We start from the raw sequence: 18,906 nt of genomic DNA, 5'->3' as shown, positions 1-18,906 counted from the left end.
TATGTAAGTTACGTGAATATTTAACCCTAAAGTAAAGGTAATGAGATGGATAACCAGCAAGCAATGACGGCAATTACAGTAACATTAAATGCAAGGCTTGAACCGATTAGACGTGGCGATTTAGAAGACGCATTTAATGAAGTCATGAAAAGCATGGGTAAAAATATCCATGTCACAGGTGGTGGAACACTATTAGCTGATAATGGTGAAGCGCAGGAATGCGATATAGAAATAGCACTTGAAGAGGCCAGTGACGAAAATATCAGTTTAATTATTCAACTTTTTTCTTCAATGTTAGCTCCAAAAGGTTCTCGTTTATTTATTCATGGCGAAGATGTGCGAATTGATTTTGGCTCAGATGAAGGTATGGCTATTTATTTCAACGGGACAGAGCTCGCAGATGAGGTTTATGAAAATGGGGATATCAATGAGGTGTTCGATATCCTAGATGAAGCAGTGGAAGACATCGGGAGTATTCACGGAGTTTGGGATGGCCCGACAGAAACCGCATTTTATTTTTATGGTACTTCTTTCGCTGAGATGAAAGCTGCAATACAGCCACATATAGACTCCATTCCTTTGTGCGAGAAAGCCAGAGTTATTCAGATAGCTTAGTGGCTATTCCGTGGTTTTAAAGTCACAACCCAAACTATACATCCTTGTATAGTTTGGAGTTAAAGCAGGCGACTAAACAGTCATTATTTGACGATTCTAATGTTTATTTATCCGGTTGGTTTTTTAAATCTAAAATCAATATCTTAGAACGGCGCTGGTAGTTATATAAAGCCTGTTTTTTCATTGGTAACATCTCAATTTCCGCGGGGGTAAAACCACGCTCTTGAAACCAATGGATGCTACGAGTTGTCAGAACAAATAGTTTATCTAGGCCAAATTGTTTCGCTTGTACGGCAATACGGTGCAGAAGTTCTTCTCCTCTAGACGAACTGCGGTAATCAGGATGAACAGCGACACATGCCATTTCACCTAATTTTTCTTCTGGATAAGGGTAAAGCGCTGCACAAGCGATGACTAAGTTATCACGTTCAATAATGGTAAATTTATCAATTTCCATTTCTAACTGTTCACGTGAACGTCTAACTAAAATCCCTTGCTGCTCTAATGGGCGAATAAGCTCTAATATTCCACCAATATCATTAATGTTAGCACGGCGAATTTGTTCCGCACTTTCCATGACGATTTGTGTACCAATACCATCACGTGAGAACAATTCTTGAATTAAAGACCCATTTTCTTGATAGCTCAATAGATGGCTACGGCGGACGCCTCGGCGGCAAGCTTTTGCTGCTCCACGCAGGAAACGCACGGTTCCTGAATAGAAATCACCTTCAGATTCCAGCTCTTGAATGCGGTTTTCTGCTTCATTCGGAAATAATTCAGATAAAATATTGCCGTTTTTATCTGCAACACCTTGAGAGGAGCAAAAGCCAATCAGCTTTTCTGCTTTCATTTTAACTGCCAATTGGGTGGCAATTTCTTCAGAGGTCAAGTTAAAACTTTCCCCTGTGACTGAGACAGCAACCGGCCCAATTAGAACGATAGAACCATTATCTAACTGATTATTAATAGCTTCTTCATTAATACGACGGATCCTTCCGCTGTGGCAATAATCAATGCCATCATCGACCCCGAGAGGCTGGGCAATAACGAAATTGCCACTAACCACATTAATATGCGCCCCTTGAAGTGGGGTATTTCCTAAGCTCATAGATAACCGAGCTGTAATATCTAATTGTAAAGCTCCAGAAGCTTGTTTTACATATTCAAGTGTATTCGCATCGGTTACGCGAGTATGTTTATGATAAACCGCCTCATATTGGTGCTCAGCTAAGATATCCTCGATTTGAGGTCTTGCGCCATAAACGACAATAATTCGGATGCCTAAACTATGCAATAACCCTATATCATTGACAATACTGGGAAAATTTTCATGCGCAATCGCTTCACCACCAAGCATAATAATAAATGTTTTGCCGCGGTGGGCGTTTATATAAGGGACCGAATGGCGAAACTCATCAACCAACTCGGTGCTGCGCTCTTTCATAACAACCCTCTTAATTGAATTTTTATTCGTTAATAATGTATTTTTATTCTTTTTGTTGGGAAATATCAAGTAAAAGATAGGATAAAAAAAGTAACATTTTTATTTTTTACATTTACATATCTCTAAACTTAACTGGATATACTCTACGAAATCTGAATTGCATAAAATTGACACAGAAAGTTACTCACAAATATTTTCTCTTAGTATGATTAAGTTATACTCATTACTGTAACTCTATAGATGCTTTGATATATTCTTAATGACAGAGTGCAAATGATTAGTTAGAGTGCGTGTTTCAAGTCTAATTATTAGCAATTATCCTAAAATCACTTTATTTCTCAGTTCTAGGTTCGGAATTATTGATGAGTCACCAAGATCACAACCCATCTAAGCGTCGTTTTATTCAAGGCGCAGCTGCAGTTATGTTACTGAGCATTAGCCCATTCGGTTTTTCTGCGAGTAGCAGTGTGGTGGCTGTGCGTATTTGGCCAGCATCGAGCTATACTCGAGTTACATTGGAATCTAGCACTCCATTGAAGTACCGTCAGTTTGTGCTTAATAACCCTGAACGTATTGTGGTCGACCTTGAAGGGGTGCAGTTAAATAATGTGTTGAAAGATATGGGAACTCAAATTCAAACACGTGATCCCTATCTAAAACTAGTTAGAGTTGGGCAATTTGATCCAAAAACGGTTCGCTTGGTGTTTGAGGTTAAAAATAAAGTCAGTCCTCAATTCTTTTCGATGGCACCTGTCGCGGAATTTAAACACCGCTTGGTTCTGGATTTTTATCCAGGCAAAGGTGTTGATACCAATGATGACCCACTATTGGCATTGCTTGAGGATTACAATAAAGGTGATCTTGAAGAAAGTATGCCTGCTCAAGCGAAGAAGCCTGGAAAGGCGGGAACGGATCGTCCAATTATTATTATGATCGACCCAGGACATGGTGGCGAAGACCCTGGTGCGATAGGTAAATATAAAACGCGTGAAAAAGATGTGGTTTTACAGATTGCCCGTCGCTTAAAAGCGTTGATAGATAAAGACCCTAAAATGCGCTCCTATATGACACGCAATGAAGATGTCTTTATTCCGTTAAAAGTCCGAGTAGCGAAAGCACGTAAAATGCAGGCAGATTTATTCGTTTCAATTCATGCAGATGCATTTACTAATCGTTCAGCCCGTGGTTCTTCTGTTTTTGCACTATCAACGAAAGGGGCTACTAGTAACACGGCTCGCTACCTTGCACAAACACAAAACGAAGCGGACTTAGTGGGGGGAGTGAGTAAAAGCGGTGATGTGTATCTTGACCATACGATGTTTGATCTCGTGCAAACCGCGACGATTAATGACAGTTTGAAATTTGGTGATGAAGTGTTAAAGCGGATGGGGAAGGTTAATAAATTGCATAAGAATAGAGTTGACCAAGCTGGATTCGCGGTACTGAAAGCACCAGAGATCCCATCTATTCTAGTCGAAACGGCTTTTATTAGTAATTTAGAAGAAGAACGGAAATTAAAAACAGCTAAATTCCAACAGCAAATGGCGGAATCCATTTTTGAAGGAGTAAAAGCTTACTTCCGTAATGGCGGTGCATTAGCAATTCGCAACTAATTGATTAAAATCAGATTAAGATAAAGAAAGGTGATAAGCGAGTGTGTGAATCGCCTTTTTTATTGATGATTAAAAATAGAAGATCTTATTGTGAAGTTATAAAAGGAATTGAATCAGAAATGATATTCGAAAGAATTGGTTGCGGGGGCTGGATTTGAACCAACGACCTTCGGGTTATGAGCCCGACGAGCTACCATGCTGCTCCACCCCGCGACTGAAGAGGTAAAAAATTGGTTGCGGGAGCTGGATTTGAACCAACGACCTTCGGGTTATGAGCCCGACGAGCTACCAAGCTGCTCCATCCCGCGACTGAATTTTTACGACTTTATACTGCAGATTTTTTGTTACTTTACTGATTTAATCAGTAATTGGTTGCGGGGGCTGGATTTGAACCAACGACCTTCGGGTTATGAGCCCGACGAGCTACCATGCTGCTCCACCCCGCGTCCGATGCGGGCACTATACTCGGGATGAGATCTGATGCAAGTTTTTTCGTGTTTTTTTTACAAAATTTAGCATTTACAGAACAAAATATGTTCTGTCTGGCTGTTTTTTACACTTTGATGAGTAGGGAAAGGAAAATAACCTCTCTAAATATATTTACACGTTTCATTCCCTAATTGGGTTTGCTATTGTGCGCTTCATATTGGATTGTTGGATTTATCTGGGTGGTAGAGCATGAATATAGGGCTAACAAAAATCGTCAATAAACATACAGTAAAAAAATGGTTAGTAACCAGCGTATTTCTTTCTTTATTGGCTGGATGCCAAACCCATCCAACGGATAAAGGCCAACAATATAAAGATGGTCGCTTAGTTCAGGATTTACAGAAAGTAAATCAGGTGAATGTAAATGGGCGACCTATAAATGCGCCAGATTTTAATCAACAGGTTAATGAAATTAAAAATGCATCACCGCGGTTGTTTAAAAATAATAACGACACCTACCATGCTATAGAGAATTGGTTGATGGCGGGAGGAAATCCGGCTCAATTGGCTAATTTCAATTTAACCGCTTTCCAAATGGAAGGCGCCGATAATTATGGAAACGTACAATTCACAGGGTATTACACGCCTGTTATTGAGGCCCGCCGTATGGCTCAAGGGGAGTTTCGTTATCCGTTGTACGGCATGCCACCAAAAGGAAAAACTCGTTTACCTAGTCGAGCAGCTATTTATAACGGTGCCCTGAGTGATAATTTAATTTTAGCTTATAGCAATTCACCGGTTGAAAATTTTATGATGGAAGTTCAAGGAAGTGGCTATGTTGATTTTGGGGATGGTAGCCCACTGAATTTCTTTGGTTATGCAGGTAAAAATGGTCACGCATACAAAAGTATTGGAAAAGTACTGGTGGATCGTGGCGAGGTTCCTCTGAGCCAAATGTCATTACAAGCTATTCATGATTGGACTAATCAGCATAGCGAGCAAGAAGTTCGCCAGCTTTTAGAAGAAAACCCGTCATTTGTATTTTTTAAACCACAATCATTTGTTCCTGTTAGAGGGGCAAGTGCTGTTCCTTTAATCGCTAAAGCATCCGTTGCATCAGATAAAACCCTTATTCCACCGGGTACAGCCTTGCTCGCAGAAATCCCTGTATTAGATAATAACGGGAAATTTACGGGGCAGTATGAAATGCGTATGATGATAGCCTTGGATGTCGGTGGGGCGATTAAAGGGCATCATTTTGATATTTACCACGGTATAGGCCATGAAGCTGGAAAAATGGCCGGTTTTTATAACCATTACGGGCGAGTTTGGGTGCTGAAAAAAAGCCAGCCGCTATTTGGTTCACTGTAGTTACAGGTTTAACTGAGGTTGTTCGTTATTATGCAAGCTAAGCTTTCTGATGCTTGGATGCAGCGTTTTGCTGGGATCGGGCGTTTATATGGGCAACATGCTCTTCATCTTTTTGCACGTTCCCACATTTGTGTCATTGGTATTGGTGGGGTAGGTGTCTGGGCCGCTGAGGCACTTGCTCGTTCAGGTATTGGGCATATCACATTGATTGATATGGATGATATCTGTGTGACTAATACTAATCGGCAATTACATGCCATCAAATCGACCGTTGGGCAGCCAAAAGTTGATGTGATGAAAAATCGTATTTTAGAAATTAACCCCGAATGTGTAGTGAATGTTATTGATGATTTTATTACGGTTGATAATGTCGCTCATTACCTTGATGCGGGGTTTGATTATGTTATTGATGCGATTGATAGTGTAAGGCCTAAAGCTGCGCTGTTAGCGTATTGTAGGCGCTTTAAAATACCCGTTATCACCACAGGCGGTGCTGGTGGGCAAATCGACCCAACAAAAATTCAAGTAGTGGACTTGGCTAAAACAGTTCAAGACCCATTAGCGGCTAAGTTACGAGAACGCTTAAAATCCGATTTTAACGTCGTTAAAAATGGAAAAGGAAAGCTTGGGATTGATTGTGTTTTTTCTACCGAACAGCTTGTTTATCCACAAAGCGACGGTACTGTGTGTGCGGCAAAAAGCACTGCGGATGGTTCAAAGCGAATGGACTGCGCTTCAGGCTTTGGTGCGGTTACTATGGTTACGGCTAGTTTTGGGTTTATTGCTGTTTCACATGCACTTAAAAAGATGATAGCAAAATCACAACGGGAAATGGAAAAACAGTAAAGTGAATGAGGCTATTGCAATAGATAGCCTCATCCAATGAATTATGCAGGCGTCATTTCATTAGCAATATTTTGAATTGCAGTAATGAGTGACTGAATACCATTTTGGCGCGATTCACTGAGCTGCCCAGGTAAGCCGGTTTGAGTTAGTAAGTGATTAAAATCAATTTCCATAATCTCTTTCGCTGTTTTTTGCTCAACTGCAGCTAACAAAATGGCAAATAATCCTTTCACTACTCGGCCTTCACTATCCCCATAAAAATGAAATGTTTCATCATCATTCAGTAGTGCGCCTATCCAAACACGGTTTTCACAGCCTTTAACTTCTTGAGTTTGCAGCTTTTCATCATCAGACAATGCTGGCAACTTTCTCGCCAATTGAATTAATAAACGATATTTATCTTCCCATGCTTTATGTGTGGAAAACTGTTCAACTATTTCTTGAATTTTAATCTCTGTACCGAATGGGTGCGGAGCAAGTTCATGGTTAGTCGAAGTCATTAGGCTTCCTTTATTGATTTATTCATTGAGTATAGAAAGTGAAACAGTAACTGCATCGATAAATTTATCGACATCTTGCTGGTTATTGTAAGGCATCATTGAGATGCGCAAGCAGCCACTTATATTTAATGCATCCATTAATGGTTGGGTGCAATGTTGACCATAGCGTAATGCAATATTTTGCTCGGTCAAGAGGGCTCCCAGATCACTATGGTGAACATCTTTGAAGTTAAATGATAGCAAAGGAGAATGAGGTACACTATAGCTAATAAAGCCGGGTAGCGCCGACAGTTTTTTAGCTGCATATTCGATTAATGAGCAAGTATATGTTTCTGCTAGTGTTAAATTTATTTTTTCCAGCCACTCTAGAGTAGCCGAAAAGGCAATTACCCCTGCAATATTCGGTGTTCCTGCTTCGAATCGTTGGGGAATAGGGGCAAGAGTGAAATTATCAAATGTGACGTGAGTCAACATTTTTCCTCCACCATGCCAAGGAGTCATTTGCTCTAAAAGTTCTGCTTTGGCGTAGCAAACCCCAAGCCCAGTCGGCCCATATAACTTATGTGCTGAAAATACATAGAAATCGATATTTAGCTCACTGACATTTATAGGACTATGAACGACACCTTGTGCTCCATCAACAACGACTAGCGCCCCTACTTGGTGAGCAAGCTGAGTCACCATCTGTATATCTGGCTGATAGCCAGTTACATTAGACATTTGTGTGATAGCGATGACTTTCGTTTTTTCCGATAATTTAGATTTGAGAACATCAAGGTTCAACGTCAGGTTTTTTTCAACCGGCCATTTTATAATTTTGGCACCAGTTTGCTGTGAAAGCATAATCCAAGGTAATAAATTTGAATGATGTTCTATTTCGCTGACAATAATTTCATCGTTAGGCTGTAATCTTGAGCGAAAATAACCTTGTGTAATTAAATTAATTGACTCTGTTGTTCCGCGAGTCCAAATAATATTTTTTTCACTTGAAGCATGAATATATTTCGCCGCACGAATTCGACCTAGTTCATAGTCACGGGTTAATTTTAATGATTCAGGTGATTGCCCGCGATATACCGAACTGCCTGACAAGCGATAATAGTCATTTGATGCATTGATCATGGCAATGGGCTTTAATGCTGTAGCTGCACTATCAAAAAATAGTGTTGGTGAGTCTATCGCTGGAAAAGCGAGACGAAATGTGGCGGCGCTGAAATGATCCATGAGTATTTTCTTTTTAGTCAAAATTTCAATGTGATTTGATATTACTGAGTGCTGTATTAATGGATTGTACATTTATTAGTACATTTATGGTTATTTCTGATTAATTTAAACGCATCATTTTTTAATCTAATCATTGAAATATTTTGTTACGTTTGGTATTAATTGTTAGCATTATTCTCGATGTGGTTTCAAGATGATTCAGTGTTTTGCATTACAATACAATGCCTTTAACTTATAAAGTTATTTTTTTCAGCACTTAGTAAATAATTTTCAAGATTTATCTTAAATATCTTACTGATAGTTTTTTCGGTACACTAGTAATTATCTATAGATATCTGTATTTGTTAAGTTAAATTGTTTAAGTAAATACCATTAAAATATTAAAAAAAGAGTAAAAAAAAGCACCGCGCGTTGGCGGTGCACTATATAAAATCACTATGGACAGACAGGGTAAATGTACAGGAAGTGAAAAAACAGTAGCTAAAGCTACAAAGGTCTGGTTCAACCAGACAACTTGCAAACACAACATCACAACCACAAAGCCAAAAGTTTCAAAGTAACTAAACTCTGTAACTTTTCGTTCCGGCTTAGGAAGTGTGCATACTATAGGTATTTACTAGCGTATCCTCAAGGGACAAATTATAATGCTTCGGATGAAAAAAACTAATGCATAACAAGATGCCAAGTAGAAGTGATTATGTCTAAAAGATTACCGCCCCTAAATGCTCTGAGAGTCTTTGATGCTGCAGCTCGTCATTTAAGTTTTACTAAGGCAGCAGAAGAATTATTTGTAACTCAAGCGGCCGTTAGCCACCAAATGAAAAGTTTGGAGGATTTCCTTGGGTTGAAATTGTTTCGCCGACGCAATCGTTCATTGCTATTGACAGAAGAAGGTCAAAGCTATTATCTTGATATTAAAGAGATTTTCTCTTCTTTGAACGAGGCGACACGTAAATTACAAGCTAGAAGTGCAAAAGGGGCATTAACGGTGAGTTTATCCCCAAGTTTTGCGATTCAGTGGCTGGTACCAAGGCTTTCTGGTTTTAATCAAGCCTATCCCGGAATTGATGTGCGGATCCAAGCTGTAGATAGAGAAGAAGATAAATTGGCAGATGACGTTGATGTCGCTATTTTCTACGGTAAAGGTAATTGGCCTGGGCTAAGAACAGACAGGCTTTATGCTGAATATTTAATGCCAGTATGTTCACCATCTTTATTAACAGGGGATCGCCAACTAAAAAATCCTGAGGATTTAGCAAAACATACGTTACTTCACGATTCTTCACGAAGGGACTGGCAAGCATATGTTAAGCAACTAGAGTTACAAAATGTAGTTAATGTACAGCAAGGTCCTATTTTTAGTCATAGCGCTATGGTTATTCAAGCCGCGGTTCATGGCCAAGGAATTGCACTAACGAATAATGTGATGGCTAAAAATGAAATTGATGCAGGGCGCTTAGTTTGTCCCTTTAGTGAGGTATTAGTTAGTAAAAATGCATTCTACTTAGTTTGCCAAGAAAATCAGGCTGATTTAGGCAAAATAGCTGCATTTCGCCAATGGATTCTTGGGCAGGCTGCAAGTGAACAAGAGAAATTAGGCTTTATTACGGGTGACCAAGATGTGGCGCTTATTCAGTAATCAAGTAGTTAAATAAAAGGTGTTACTGTGAATAGTCGTTTGATGTTAATTTTCGCTGGAATTAGTGGCTTCTTTACTGTTGCTTTTGGGGCTATTGGTTCACACGCGTTATCGTCAATTATGAGTGTCCACCAAATGGACTGGATTGAAATCGGGCTACGTTATCAAATGTTGCATACTGTTGCATTGATGGTGCTCGGGGCAATTCTATTACGTAAAATTATTCTGTGGTTCTACTGGTCAGGTGTGTTTTTCTCTGTTGGGATACTTCTTTTTAGCGGTAGCCTTTATTGTATGGCACTATTGCAGGTAAAATACTTTTCTTATTTTACGCCAATAGGTGGTGTATGTTTCCTAATTGGTTGGCTGTTAGTGGTTATTGGCGCTATGCGTCTAAGGAAATCGGCGTCACGCAATGAGTAATAAAATTGCACTATATTGCCGTCCAGGCTTTGAAAAAGAATGTGCAGCAGAGATTACAGATAAAGCTGGGCAAAAAGAAATTTATGGTTTTGCCCGCGTAAAAGAAAATAGTGGTTATGTTATTTTTGAGTGCTACCAAGCAGAAGATGCGGATACACTCGCACGAACGTTACCTTTTCGAGAATTAATTTTTGCTCGTCAAATGATTGTAATAGGGGACTTACTTAAGGATTTACCGCCTGAAGACCGTATTACCCCGATTGTAAATGCATTGAGTCAGCAAGTTGTGCGGGCAGGAGATCTCCGTGTTGAAGTTGCTGATACCAACGAATCGAAAGAATTGCTAAAGTTTTGCCGCAAGTTTACGGTACCTTTGCGTAATGCATTACGTAAAGAAAAAATCTTATTACCACTTGAAAATTTTAAGCGACCAGTTATTCATGTATTCTTTATTGCTCCAGGTTGCTGCTATACCGGGTATTCATATACTAATAATAGTTCGAATTTCTATATGGGGATCCCAAGGTTAAAATTCCCATCAGATGCCCCGAGCCGTTCAACCTTAAAACTTGAGGAAGCTTTCCATGTCTTTATTCCTTATGAAGAATGGGAGGAGCGTCTAGCAAGTGGAATGAAAGCTGTAGATCTTGGAGCATGTCCAGGGGGATGGACTTATCAATTGGTGAAACGCAGTATGATGGTCGATGCTGTAGATAATGGTCCTATGGCGGAAAGCCTTATGGATACAGGGCAAGTTAAGCATCACCGTGAAGATGGTTTTAAATTTAAGCCTACTTCCCATAACATCACTTGGTTAGTCTGTGATATGGTCGAAAAACCAGCTAAAGTTGCTGCATTAATGACGGATTGGCTTGCTCAAGGTTGGTGCCGAGAGGCCATTTTTAACTTAAAATTGCCGATGAAAAAGCGCTATGAAGAAGTCTCACATATCTTAGAAAAGTTGAAAATACAGCTTAAAGAACAAGGCGTTAATGTGTTGATTCAAGCGAAGCAGCTTTATCATGACCGAGAAGAAGTGACTGTACATGTGATGAGGGTATGGTCGGCGAATCCGATGGCACGTGAGTATTATTAATTCATAAATTCAGTCAATAAAAAGGCCACTAATGAAGTGGCCTTTTTATTTCTACTAGTTGGTTGTATAACGCAGCTGATTTAAATTTCCTTGGAGCACAATATCGGTTCTTAACGTCGCAATATCTCGGCAAATCAATGCAATCTCCTGCTGATTGATTAGCTTTTTCTGCCATTTCTCTTCAATTTTATCTAAATTGGCAAATATATTTTCAATTGAGTGGTATTGCTGCAAGAGTATTGTCGCACTTTTGGGGCCAATGCCCGCGACACCGGGAACTTTACTACTACTGATCCCAGCAAGTCCCCAATAATCAGGGAGCTGCTCAGGAGAAACGCCAAATTCCTTTTCAATAAAAGGGATATCAAGCCAGCGCTTTTGAAAATAATCGCGAATTCTTAAGTTAGGGGCAAGTAGCTGGCAGTAACCTTTATCTGTGGATACGATGGTGACAGTGTGCCCCGAACCTGCAATACGTGTTGCTAAGGTAGCGGCTAAATCATCGGCTTCATCTCCTTCAGACTGCCAACAGTGAATCCCTTTTTCTTTAAATAAGGCTATTAATACGGGGAGCTCAGTATGCAAATCTTCAGGCATAGGTTGCCGACCTGCTTTGTAATCGGGCAGTTTTTCATGACGCCAGCTTTGATGACGCCCTTCTTCATCGAACACCGCAACAACGTGTGTGGCATTAGTGTGGGCGATCAACTGCGATATTGCAGATAAACAAGTTTCTCCACACGGGCTTCCTTGCACCGCGTGGATACGGCGTATTAAGTTTAATGCATCAATAATTAATAAGTGGATCATAAATACGCCATCATTTACTTATTTCACGATTTCATAGCAAGGTTCATATGCCGTACCACCCGGTAATTTCATACGATGTTGCTCAACGAAGCCTTGTAATAGCACATCCATACGCTTCATTAGCTCACTATCGCCGTGAATTTTGAATGGTCCATGCTTTTCTATGGCTTTCATACCAAATTCTTTCACGTTACCAGCCACAATACCGGAGAAAGCACGGCGTAAATCTGAAGCCAATTTTTCAGGGGCTTGCCCTGGATGGAGGTTCAGTGATGCCATATTTTCATGCGTTGGTTCGAATGGATGCTGTAAATCGTGAGCAATTTTAATGGACCAGTTAAAGCTATAGGCATCGCCGGTGCTACGGCGATTTTCTTTAACTTGTGGCATGCTACGTTTCATTACACGAGCAACTTCTGGTGCATCGTCAATAATAATTTGGTAATGCTTACTGGCTTCATCACCTAAAGTGTGACGAATAAAATCGTCTAACACTTCAAAGTATTCTGCACTTTCTTTTGGACCCGTTAAAATCAATGGTAGAACTTGTTCACTGTTGGCTGGGTCCATCAAGATACCAAGTAAATAAAGCAACTCTTCAGCGGTACCAACACCACCAGGGAAGATAATAATCCCATGACCTAATCGAACGAATGCCTCTAAACGTTTTTCGATATCAGGCATAATGATGAGCTCGTTCACTAATGGGTTTGGTGGCTCAGCAGCGATAATTGAAGGTTCAGTTAAACCGATAAAACGGCTATTTTTGTATTGTTGTTGGGCATGGCCAACAGCGGCACCTTTCATTGGTGCTTCCATCGCTCCCGGGCCACAACCAGTACAGATATTGAGTTCACGCAAGCCAAGCTCGTTACCGACCTTACGGCCATATTGGTATTCAATTTCATTAATTGAGTGGCCCCCCCAGCAAACAATCATACTTGGGTCTTCATCAATATGTAGTGCGCGAGCATTACGTAATATAGAGAAAATCATATTGGTGATATGCGTGCCGTTTTCGAGGTCTAGATTAAATTGTTCTTTGGCATGCGTAATCTGCGCATGAACAAATAAAATGTCACGTAAGACGGCAAACAGGTTTGCTTGTAAGGTGCGGATGATTTTACCATCAACAAAGGCTTTTTCTGGGGGCTCGATAAGTTCAAGCTTAACGCCACGTTCACGACGTAATACATTGATATCAAAATCTTTACTTTTTTCTAATAGCTCTTTGCTGCTATCAGTTAAGCTGCCTGAATGCAAAACGGCTAAAGAGCAATTCCTAAATAATTGGTACAAATCGCTACTGGCCGTGCGTTTTAGCATATCAACTTCAAGTTGAGAGAGTAGATCCATAGATCCTAATGGACTGATATGAGTAATCAAGTAGTACTCCTTTACCCCATGGGTTCTTGATATGTGAATTGTACTGCAAATGTATTAATTACATTTACTTTTCAAGCATATATATTTATTGCCGTGATAAGCGACCTAATTCAGGCGTAAATTCTTCATTACTACGCCATGGGTTTATGTCAAGCCCTCCACGGCGAGTATAGCGTGCGTAAACACTTAATTTTTCAGGTTTACATAATTGCATAATATCAGTGAAAATGCGTTCAACACATTGTTCGTGAAACTCATTATGATGGCGAAATGAGACCAAGTAACGTAATAAGGCTTCGCGATCAATTTTTGGTCCACGATAGTGGATCTGCACAGAGCCCCAGTCAGGTTGATTGGTAATTAAACAATTTGATTTTAATAAATGGCTCACTAACGTTTCGTCAACAACTTGTTGCTGGGTACAATTCGCCAAATAGTCACGATTAAACTCATAATTATCAATGTCAATTTCTTGCTCATCAATACATGTGCCAAGTAATGGCTGGATAGGTTGATGAGAAAAGTGCTCTAATTTATGGAGTGTAACGCTTACTTGCCCATTAGCACAGCGGCTTAAATCATTTTGCAAAGCGCTTCGCACATTTTCCCAAGTTTCAAAACGCGTTTGGTTAAAACTGTTTAGATAAAGCTTAAAACTTTTAGACTCAATTAAATTTTCGCTATTTGCATCAACACTAATCGAGCCTATCGCTACTTGGGGAACACCACGCTGATTTAGCCATGAAAGCTCGTACATTGTCCAAATGTCAGCACCGTGAAATGGAAGCGACTTAGCGTGAATGGCTAAAGGATCACGATTTAAGCTACGAGGGACAGCTTGTAATAATGTGGCATCATACTGGTCATGATAAGCCGTTTTTTTCCCAAGAGTTAAATTATTAAGTGCGGGATTATTCTGATAGTGTGACATAGGAGTCCTTATACTTCATAAACTAAAAATGAGGCTAACAGGTAAAAATTGGGATATTTTCTTCGTCTGTGAACTTCTGTCATAATACCATTTATCGGCAACATTGACGCCTTTCTCTTTAAATTGACTACAAAAAATAGATAATTATGAATACATCACATTCTGCCGCACTACATAATTTTACTCAAAAATATGTTTCACAATGGCATCAACAAACGGGGTTACCTCCTGCCTCAACAGATTTATATGGCATTCCATCTCCCTGTATTGTCCGTACAGGTGAAAATTGGGTTTACTGGGAGCCTCAAGCATTTCCAATAAAGGATGCGAACTTGGATAAAGTCGCGACAGCATTGGAGATTAATTTACAAAGTGATATCCATACTTTTTATACGACACAGCTTGCTGGCGATATGAAAGCCACATTTCGTGATATTACGCTGAGTTTAGTGCAGGTTTGGAATGAAGATGACTTCATCCGTTTGCAAGAGAATTTAATTGGTCATTTAGTCACTCAAAAGCGTTTAAAACTATCCCCCACGCTGTTCATTGCGACTTTAGAGTCTGAGATTGAAATGATATCAATGTGTAATCTCACGGGGGAAATTATATTAGAAAAATTTGGTAGTCAGGACCGGCGTGTACTTTCTTCGAATTTAACAAGTTTTCTGGATGAACTAGGGGTTGTCGTTGAACCTCAGGGGTAAGTATTTTTAAGTGGGTTTGTGTAAGTAAATGCCTACAATTGAACTAAGTAATTTCTTAAAAAATGATCTTTATATTGTAATGATAATTATTTAACTTTTAATTTCATGGCGTTACTATCTGGTATGCGATTTTTGCGTGTTTTACTGTGTTATTGTTTATTTTGCTAGGTTGTTTCATTAATAGATTTAATGCATTCTTATCTCGCTGGACAGGGTAAACTCGTTTAGCTTTTTATACCTTCTTGTGAGGTATAAAAATTGTTTAAAACAAGGCGATGGAACGCGACTAGATGACGAATCTATGAATTTGTTTTAATCAACAGGATGTTGAATGACGGGAAGTCATTTTGCAGGATGCGTAAATTTTAAAGTATGGGCCAGTCAGCTTAGGTTGACTGGCTTTTTTAGTTATGAATCACTCGTAGCTAAGTGGTGTTAAAGTGCTAAAGATAATTTATTAAAATTAATACTCTAAGCTAATTGAATTCTTGGTTAACGAGGTAATAATCTCTTGAGTCATGGCATCGCGTAGTGCTTCCCGGCGGCGAAATTCAGCACGACGCTGGCTTTTCACTGACTCAATATCTCGTACAGGCTCTTGAGTGGGTAATTGGAACCAACCATCAGGTGTTTTCGTTGCACTACATTCTTGCCAAAACATATCGTAGCTTGATTTCAAATGTTGGCTCTTAATATGGCACTGGTTTGAAATTCCTAATATTGATTTTACCTGAAAGAAGCTTGCTACGGCATAAATGGCTGACATTAATAAGTTTTTTGGTCTCATACCGTGCATCTGTTTAGTAATCAATCTAACTTGGTCGACACTTTGTTCAGTGGAAGGGCCTTGCAAAGAGCATACGTATAGTTGACCTTCAGGGCCAAAGGAAAAGCTCATTAAATAAATATCGTCGCCCGTTTCATTTTTCAAGTGTAAAGTGAGATCGCCTTCCCGAGGGTATTGAGAATAAATCAAAGTTAATTGAGCGAACTCGCCTGATTTTAATTCAATGTTTGCCACGATAAGCCCTTTTCGCTTAGCAGAAAACATCGCTTCAATAGCTTCAGGTTTAAATGTCTTTTCAATTAAGTTGAGAGTGTAGCTGGCGGTTAATAGCTTTTGCTTTCCGCTCCAGCTTTTATGTAGATACTTATTTATAGGGCGTTCGATAAAATGAGGAACGCTTTCAATAACTGAAGAAAATTGCGCACTACGGTAGTTTTGGCACATAACTTGATAATGCTGATATTGTGACGAAGGTAGCTTTGAAATACGTATTTTTCTTTTTAATTCAATATAGTTAGAATTTAAAGCTTTCCAGACTTTATTTTCTTTACGCCACTGTTTTAGTCGTCCCATAGATAAACCATTTTGTTGTTAATTATTCTGTAAGTACTAAATTGATAAAACATTTAATCTTACATGTGCTATCTGCAACAAAATATAAACGAATCTTATTAAATGAGTTGTTCGATTAATAGCTACGATAATAATTATTATCGATATGCAAAATAAATAAACTTGTATTTGTTAAGGCTTAACCCCATGTATCCGACAGAATTATGATAGAAAATACCGTATATTTGCTGCAGCCATCACTAAATGAGTTTAAGTATGAATATTGAACAACGTATTATTGAGAAACTTCGTCACTTAGAAGAGGAAATGAAATTAAAATCCCTTTGGAATGAACAGCCACCTTCACCTGAAGCTTTTAACAGCATAGAGCCTTTTTGTATTGATACGATGGAGGCTATAGAGTGGCTGCAGTGGATTTTGATACCTCGTCTTCAAATGTTAATTGAACAAGGGGCAGTACTGCCAACTAATTTTGCCGTCGCGCCTTATTTTGAAGAAGCTTATAAGCATGATGAAGAAGAACAATACACGCTAATTATTAATTATTTGCGTGAATTAGATGGTTTTTTCTCAACGAAGACCAACGGGTAATTTATTGATGTTGGAAATTATTTATCACGACGAATATCTGGTGGCGGTGAATAAGCCTGCGGGTATGTTAGTGCACCGCAGCTGGTTGGACAGTAAAGAAACCGTATTTGTTATGCAAACATTACGTGACCAAATTGGCCAGTATGTTTATCCCATTCATCGCCTCGATAGGCCTACCTCAGGTATATTACTTTTTGCATTATCGAGCGAGGTTGCAAGGCTGTTATCGGCTCAATTTGAAAACCATCAGTTAGAAAAAGTGTATCACGCTGTTGTTCGTGGTTATTTAACCGAAGAGCAAACCATCGATTATCCGCTATTAGAAGAATTAGATAAAATTGCAGATAAACATGCGTCACGTGAACCTGTTCTACAGGAATGCGTTACCCACTGTAAACCGATAGCAACAGTTGAGTGCGCGATTGCGATTGGGCGATATGAAACATCAAGATTTAGTTTAGTTGAGTTAAAACCTGAAACTGGTCGTAAACATCAATTGAGAAGGCATATGTCTCACCTTCGTCACCCTATTATTGGTGATAGCAAGCATGGAGACTTACGGCAGAATAGAGGAGTGAATACACATTTTTCAGTGTCTCGCTTGATGTTACATGCCAGCTTATTAAATTTAAATCACCCAATAACAAAAGAAAATATATCGTTAGTTGCCGCGTGGGATACACAATGGTTGTCATTAATTGAGCAATTTGGATGGTCAGATAAAGTTGCAAAATTAGGGATAAACGTCATTAACTCATCAAGTTAACTATGAAATAGAGGGAATGTTATGTCAAAAATAGGCATTTTTGTTGGAACTGTCTATGGGAACTCTTTAGCTGTTGCGGAAACGGCACAAGAAATTTTAGAGCAGCAAGGGCATGAAGTGGTTGTTTTTGATGAGCCCACCTTGAATGATTGGCAACTTTATAATTCAGGCAATGAAATTGCACTTATTGTTACCTCGTCGACAGGGCAAGGGGATTTGCCTGATACAATCGCCCCGTTATATAGCGAAATCAAAGATGTTGTCGGTTATCAACCGGATTTGCGTTATGGCCTAATTGCTTTAGGCGATAGCAGTTATGAAAGTTTTTGTGGCGCTGGTATTCGTTTTGATGAGTTGTTAGCTGAGCAATCAGCAACCCGTATTGGTGATATTTTATTTATTGATGCGATTGAAGTCGATGTTCCCGAGGAGTTTGCTAAGCCTTGGGTTGAAGCATGGGCTGAGTTACTTTAAATGTCTGCGCCGTAGTATTACCAGTATTAATGATAAATATCGGCAGTACTACGGCGCAGTAAATCAATCGTTTCGCCTGTAAATTATTTACGGGTCAATTTTTCTAGATCCGCTTCAATTTCCGCGATCTTGTTTGAAACCACATGTTCAAGATGACGTAAATCATCAAGAATTTTGTGTTTTAAATCAATATCAGTTTGATCTGTTTGGCAAATTTGGTCTAGTTCTTCGATGGCATAACGCAGGTTAGTGTTAATTTCATTAATTTCTTTGAAATTATTATTACCATCCGCAATGGTTTTACGCTGGCGTGGATATTTGAATTTTACGCTTTTAGCGAAAAACTCCCCTTTATCTTTGCGAAAATAAATTTTTAAAATGTCATTATTCGCTTCTTGGCGTAAGGTGTAGCGGTCGATGTCTTGAGGGTTACTGATGCCTAAACTTTTCAAATTATCGTACATGTTAGCTCGCTTTACTGTAGAGACAGAGTCGGTGAACAAAGTGATAGTGTGAGCAGGCCGTAACAATATCGGTCTATTTCTCGTTAAGAAGTTATCTATTCTACCCATCTGGGTGATAGATTGAATGATGTTATTACGCAAACAGCATCATTATAATGAAAAATAAAATAATACAGTTTTATTAGAGGTAAACGGCAAAAGCTACGGACATATT

19 protein-coding genes and 3 tRNA genes are annotated in these 18,906 nt (G+C 39.3%); 11 read left to right on the top strand and 11 right to left on the bottom strand.

Annotation, left to right across the window (positions count from 1 at the left end):
* Window positions 1–45 precede the first annotated feature (45 nt).
* On the top strand, window positions 46–615 hold the full coding sequence (locus P3L37_RS15030; protein WP_109911791.1) for a hypothetical protein: 570 nt from the start codon (window positions 46–48) through the stop codon (window positions 613–615).
* Window positions 616–718: 103 nt separating this feature from the next.
* Here the strand turns inward: P3L37_RS15030 and argA are convergent, their stop codons facing one another.
* Window positions 719–2,062: an amino-acid N-acetyltransferase gene (gene argA, locus P3L37_RS15025; protein ID WP_109911792.1), complete on the bottom strand. Its 1,344-nt coding sequence runs from the start codon at window positions 2,060–2,062 to the stop codon at window positions 719–721.
* Window positions 2,063–2,424: 362 nt separating this feature from the next.
* Between argA and amiC the strand changes: the two genes are divergently transcribed.
* Window positions 2,425–3,675 (top strand): N-acetylmuramoyl-L-alanine amidase AmiC, encoded by a 1,251-nt coding sequence (gene amiC, locus P3L37_RS15020; RefSeq protein ID WP_004257585.1) that lies wholly within the window; start codon window positions 2,425–2,427, stop codon window positions 3,673–3,675.
* 136 nt (window positions 3,676–3,811) lie between these two features.
* On the opposite strand, the gene P3L37_RS15015 is transcribed toward amiC, so the two are convergent.
* The 3 genes from P3L37_RS15015 to P3L37_RS15005 form a co-directional block, all read right to left on the bottom strand.
* Window positions 3,812–3,888, bottom strand: a tRNA-Met gene (locus tag P3L37_RS15015).
* Between the two features lie 18 nt (window positions 3,889–3,906).
* Window positions 3,907–3,983, bottom strand: a tRNA-Met gene (locus P3L37_RS15010).
* Between the two features lie 61 nt (window positions 3,984–4,044).
* Window positions 4,045–4,121 (bottom strand) — tRNA-Met (locus P3L37_RS15005).
* A 232-nt stretch (window positions 4,122–4,353) separates the two neighbouring features.
* On the opposite strand from P3L37_RS15005, the gene mltA reads away from it, so the two are divergent.
* Both mltA and tcdA read left to right on the top strand, forming a co-directional pair.
* The gene (gene mltA / locus P3L37_RS15000; protein WP_004908700.1) at window positions 4,354–5,475 is read left to right on the top strand and encodes a murein transglycosylase A; all 1,122 of its coding nucleotides are present in this window, start codon (window positions 4,354–4,356) and stop codon (window positions 5,473–5,475) included.
* A gap of 30 nt (window positions 5,476–5,505) precedes the next feature.
* On the top strand, window positions 5,506–6,321 hold the full coding sequence (tcdA, locus tag P3L37_RS14995) for a tRNA cyclic N6-threonylcarbamoyladenosine(37) synthase TcdA (protein ID WP_004908703.1): 816 nt from the start codon (window positions 5,506–5,508) through the stop codon (window positions 6,319–6,321).
* A 41-nt stretch (window positions 6,322–6,362) separates the two neighbouring features.
* On the opposite strand, the gene csdE is transcribed toward tcdA, so the two are convergent.
* Both csdE and csdA read right to left on the bottom strand, forming a co-directional pair.
* Complete coding sequence (gene csdE / locus P3L37_RS14990; RefSeq protein WP_004908705.1) at window positions 6,363–6,821, bottom strand: cysteine desulfurase sulfur acceptor subunit CsdE; 459 nt, start codon at window positions 6,819–6,821, stop codon at window positions 6,363–6,365.
* Between the two features lie 18 nt (window positions 6,822–6,839).
* On the bottom strand, window positions 6,840–8,045 hold the full coding sequence (gene csdA / locus P3L37_RS14985) for a cysteine desulfurase CsdA (RefSeq protein WP_272667392.1): 1,206 nt from the start codon (window positions 8,043–8,045) through the stop codon (window positions 6,840–6,842).
* A 697-nt stretch (window positions 8,046–8,742) separates the two neighbouring features.
* Between csdA and P3L37_RS14980 the strand changes: the two genes are divergently transcribed.
* Genes P3L37_RS14980 through rlmM form a run of 3 tightly spaced genes read left to right on the top strand, consistent with a single transcriptional unit; the run spans window position 8,743 to window position 11,203 of the window.
* Window positions 8,743–9,684: a transcriptional regulator GcvA gene (locus P3L37_RS14980; RefSeq protein ID WP_004908711.1), complete on the top strand. Its 942-nt coding sequence runs from the start codon at window positions 8,743–8,745 to the stop codon at window positions 9,682–9,684.
* 27 nt (window positions 9,685–9,711) lie between these two features.
* Window positions 9,712–10,107 (top strand): DUF423 domain-containing protein, encoded by a 396-nt coding sequence (locus P3L37_RS14975; protein WP_004908716.1) that lies wholly within the window; start codon window positions 9,712–9,714, stop codon window positions 10,105–10,107.
* On the top strand, window positions 10,100–11,203 hold the full coding sequence (rlmM, locus tag P3L37_RS14970; RefSeq protein ID WP_109911794.1) for a 23S rRNA (cytidine(2498)-2'-O)-methyltransferase RlmM: 1,104 nt from the start codon (window positions 10,100–10,102) through the stop codon (window positions 11,201–11,203). The genes P3L37_RS14975 and rlmM overlap by 8 nt, the downstream gene beginning before the upstream one ends.
* A 54-nt stretch (window positions 11,204–11,257) precedes the next feature.
* On the opposite strand, the gene xni is transcribed toward rlmM, so the two are convergent.
* The 3 genes from xni to queF all read right to left on the bottom strand — a co-directional run bounded on the left by xni (window position 11,258) and on the right by queF (window position 14,330).
* Window positions 11,258–12,013, bottom strand: coding sequence for a flap endonuclease Xni (xni, locus tag P3L37_RS14965; protein ID WP_109911795.1), 756 nt, complete (start codon window positions 12,011–12,013; stop codon window positions 11,258–11,260).
* Window positions 12,014–12,031: 18 nt separating this feature from the next.
* Window positions 12,032–13,399, bottom strand: a complete 1,368-nt coding sequence (gene ppnN, locus P3L37_RS14960; RefSeq protein ID WP_004908728.1) for a nucleotide 5'-monophosphate nucleosidase PpnN — start codon at window positions 13,397–13,399, stop codon at window positions 12,032–12,034.
* Between the two features lie 85 nt (window positions 13,400–13,484).
* Window positions 13,485–14,330 (bottom strand): NADPH-dependent 7-cyano-7-deazaguanine reductase QueF, encoded by an 846-nt coding sequence (gene queF, locus P3L37_RS14955; RefSeq protein ID WP_004908730.1) that lies wholly within the window; start codon window positions 14,328–14,330, stop codon window positions 13,485–13,487.
* A gap of 146 nt (window positions 14,331–14,476) precedes the next feature.
* On the opposite strand from queF, the gene syd reads away from it, so the two are divergent.
* On the top strand, window positions 14,477–15,037 hold the full coding sequence (gene syd / locus P3L37_RS14950) for a SecY-interacting protein (protein ID WP_004908733.1): 561 nt from the start codon (window positions 14,477–14,479) through the stop codon (window positions 15,035–15,037).
* Window positions 15,038–15,500: 463 nt separating this feature from the next.
* Here the strand turns inward: syd and P3L37_RS14945 are convergent, their stop codons facing one another.
* Window positions 15,501–16,397, bottom strand: a complete 897-nt coding sequence (locus tag P3L37_RS14945; RefSeq protein WP_109911796.1) for a DUF535 family protein — start codon at window positions 16,395–16,397, stop codon at window positions 15,501–15,503.
* 255 nt (window positions 16,398–16,652) lie between these two features.
* Here P3L37_RS14945 and P3L37_RS14940 point away from each other — a divergent pair, with 255 nt between their 5' ends.
* The 3 genes from P3L37_RS14940 to P3L37_RS14930 are packed head-to-tail and all read left to right on the top strand — an operon-like array spanning window position 16,653 to window position 18,228.
* Window positions 16,653–16,988, top strand: coding sequence for a YqcC family protein (locus tag P3L37_RS14940; protein WP_109911797.1), 336 nt, complete (start codon window positions 16,653–16,655; stop codon window positions 16,986–16,988).
* Between the two features lie 7 nt (window positions 16,989–16,995).
* On the top strand, window positions 16,996–17,754 hold the full coding sequence (gene truC / locus P3L37_RS14935) for a tRNA pseudouridine(65) synthase TruC (protein WP_109911798.1): 759 nt from the start codon (window positions 16,996–16,998) through the stop codon (window positions 17,752–17,754).
* A 21-nt stretch (window positions 17,755–17,775) separates the two neighbouring features.
* Entirely contained in the window at window positions 17,776–18,228 is a 453-nt protein-coding gene (locus tag P3L37_RS14930; RefSeq protein ID WP_004908745.1) for a flavodoxin, read from the top strand.
* A gap of 83 nt (window positions 18,229–18,311) precedes the next feature.
* Here the strand turns inward: P3L37_RS14930 and P3L37_RS14925 are convergent, their stop codons facing one another.
* The gene (locus P3L37_RS14925) at window positions 18,312–18,692 is read right to left on the bottom strand and encodes a DUF3461 family protein (RefSeq protein ID WP_004908747.1); all 381 of its coding nucleotides are present in this window, start codon (window positions 18,690–18,692) and stop codon (window positions 18,312–18,314) included.
* Window positions 18,693–18,906 lie beyond the last annotated feature (214 nt).

The organism is Providencia sp. PROV114, assembly GCF_032704305.1.
Taxonomy (GTDB): domain Bacteria; phylum Pseudomonadota; class Gammaproteobacteria; order Enterobacterales; family Enterobacteriaceae; genus Providencia; species Providencia rettgeri.
The sequence above is the reverse complement of the archived record's forward strand: the minus strand, read 5'-3'. Positions and strand labels throughout refer to the sequence as shown.

What these genes read in the sequence shown, in the direction of transcription:
- P3L37_RS15030 (WP_109911791.1), top strand. Translation starts at nt 46, where the DNA reads ATGGATAACCAGCAAGCAATGACGGCAATTACAGTAACATTAAATGCA.
- argA (WP_109911792.1), bottom strand. Translation starts at nt 2,062, where the DNA reads ATGAAAGAGCGCAGCACCGAGTTGGTTGATGAGTTTCGCCATTCGGTC.
- amiC (WP_004257585.1), top strand. Translation starts at nt 2,425, where the DNA reads ATGAGTCACCAAGATCACAACCCATCTAAGCGTCGTTTTATTCAAGGC.
- mltA (WP_004908700.1), top strand. Translation starts at nt 4,354, where the DNA reads ATGAATATAGGGCTAACAAAAATCGTCAATAAACATACAGTAAAAAAA.
- tcdA (WP_004908703.1), top strand. Translation starts at nt 5,506, where the DNA reads ATGCAAGCTAAGCTTTCTGATGCTTGGATGCAGCGTTTTGCTGGGATC.
- csdE (WP_004908705.1), bottom strand. Translation starts at nt 6,821, where the DNA reads ATGACTTCGACTAACCATGAACTTGCTCCGCACCCATTCGGTACAGAG.
- csdA (WP_272667392.1), bottom strand. Translation starts at nt 8,045, where the DNA reads ATGGATCATTTCAGCGCCGCCACATTTCGTCTCGCTTTTCCAGCGATA.
- P3L37_RS14980 (WP_004908711.1), top strand. Translation starts at nt 8,743, where the DNA reads ATGTCTAAAAGATTACCGCCCCTAAATGCTCTGAGAGTCTTTGATGCT.
- rlmM (WP_109911794.1), top strand. Translation starts at nt 10,100, where the DNA reads ATGAGTAATAAAATTGCACTATATTGCCGTCCAGGCTTTGAAAAAGAA.
- xni (WP_109911795.1), bottom strand. Translation starts at nt 12,013, where the DNA reads ATGATCCACTTATTAATTATTGATGCATTAAACTTAATACGCCGTATC.
- queF (WP_004908730.1), bottom strand. Translation starts at nt 14,330, where the DNA reads ATGTCACACTATCAGAATAATCCCGCACTTAATAATTTAACTCTTGGG.
- syd (WP_004908733.1), top strand. Translation starts at nt 14,477, where the DNA reads ATGAATACATCACATTCTGCCGCACTACATAATTTTACTCAAAAATAT.
- P3L37_RS14945 (WP_109911796.1), bottom strand. Translation starts at nt 16,397, where the DNA reads ATGGGACGACTAAAACAGTGGCGTAAAGAAAATAAAGTCTGGAAAGCT.
- P3L37_RS14940 (WP_109911797.1), top strand. Translation starts at nt 16,653, where the DNA reads ATGAATATTGAACAACGTATTATTGAGAAACTTCGTCACTTAGAAGAG.
- truC (WP_109911798.1), top strand. Translation starts at nt 16,996, where the DNA reads ATGTTGGAAATTATTTATCACGACGAATATCTGGTGGCGGTGAATAAG.
- P3L37_RS14930 (WP_004908745.1), top strand. Translation starts at nt 17,776, where the DNA reads ATGTCAAAAATAGGCATTTTTGTTGGAACTGTCTATGGGAACTCTTTA.
- P3L37_RS14925 (WP_004908747.1), bottom strand. Translation starts at nt 18,692, where the DNA reads ATGTACGATAATTTGAAAAGTTTAGGCATCAGTAACCCTCAAGACATC.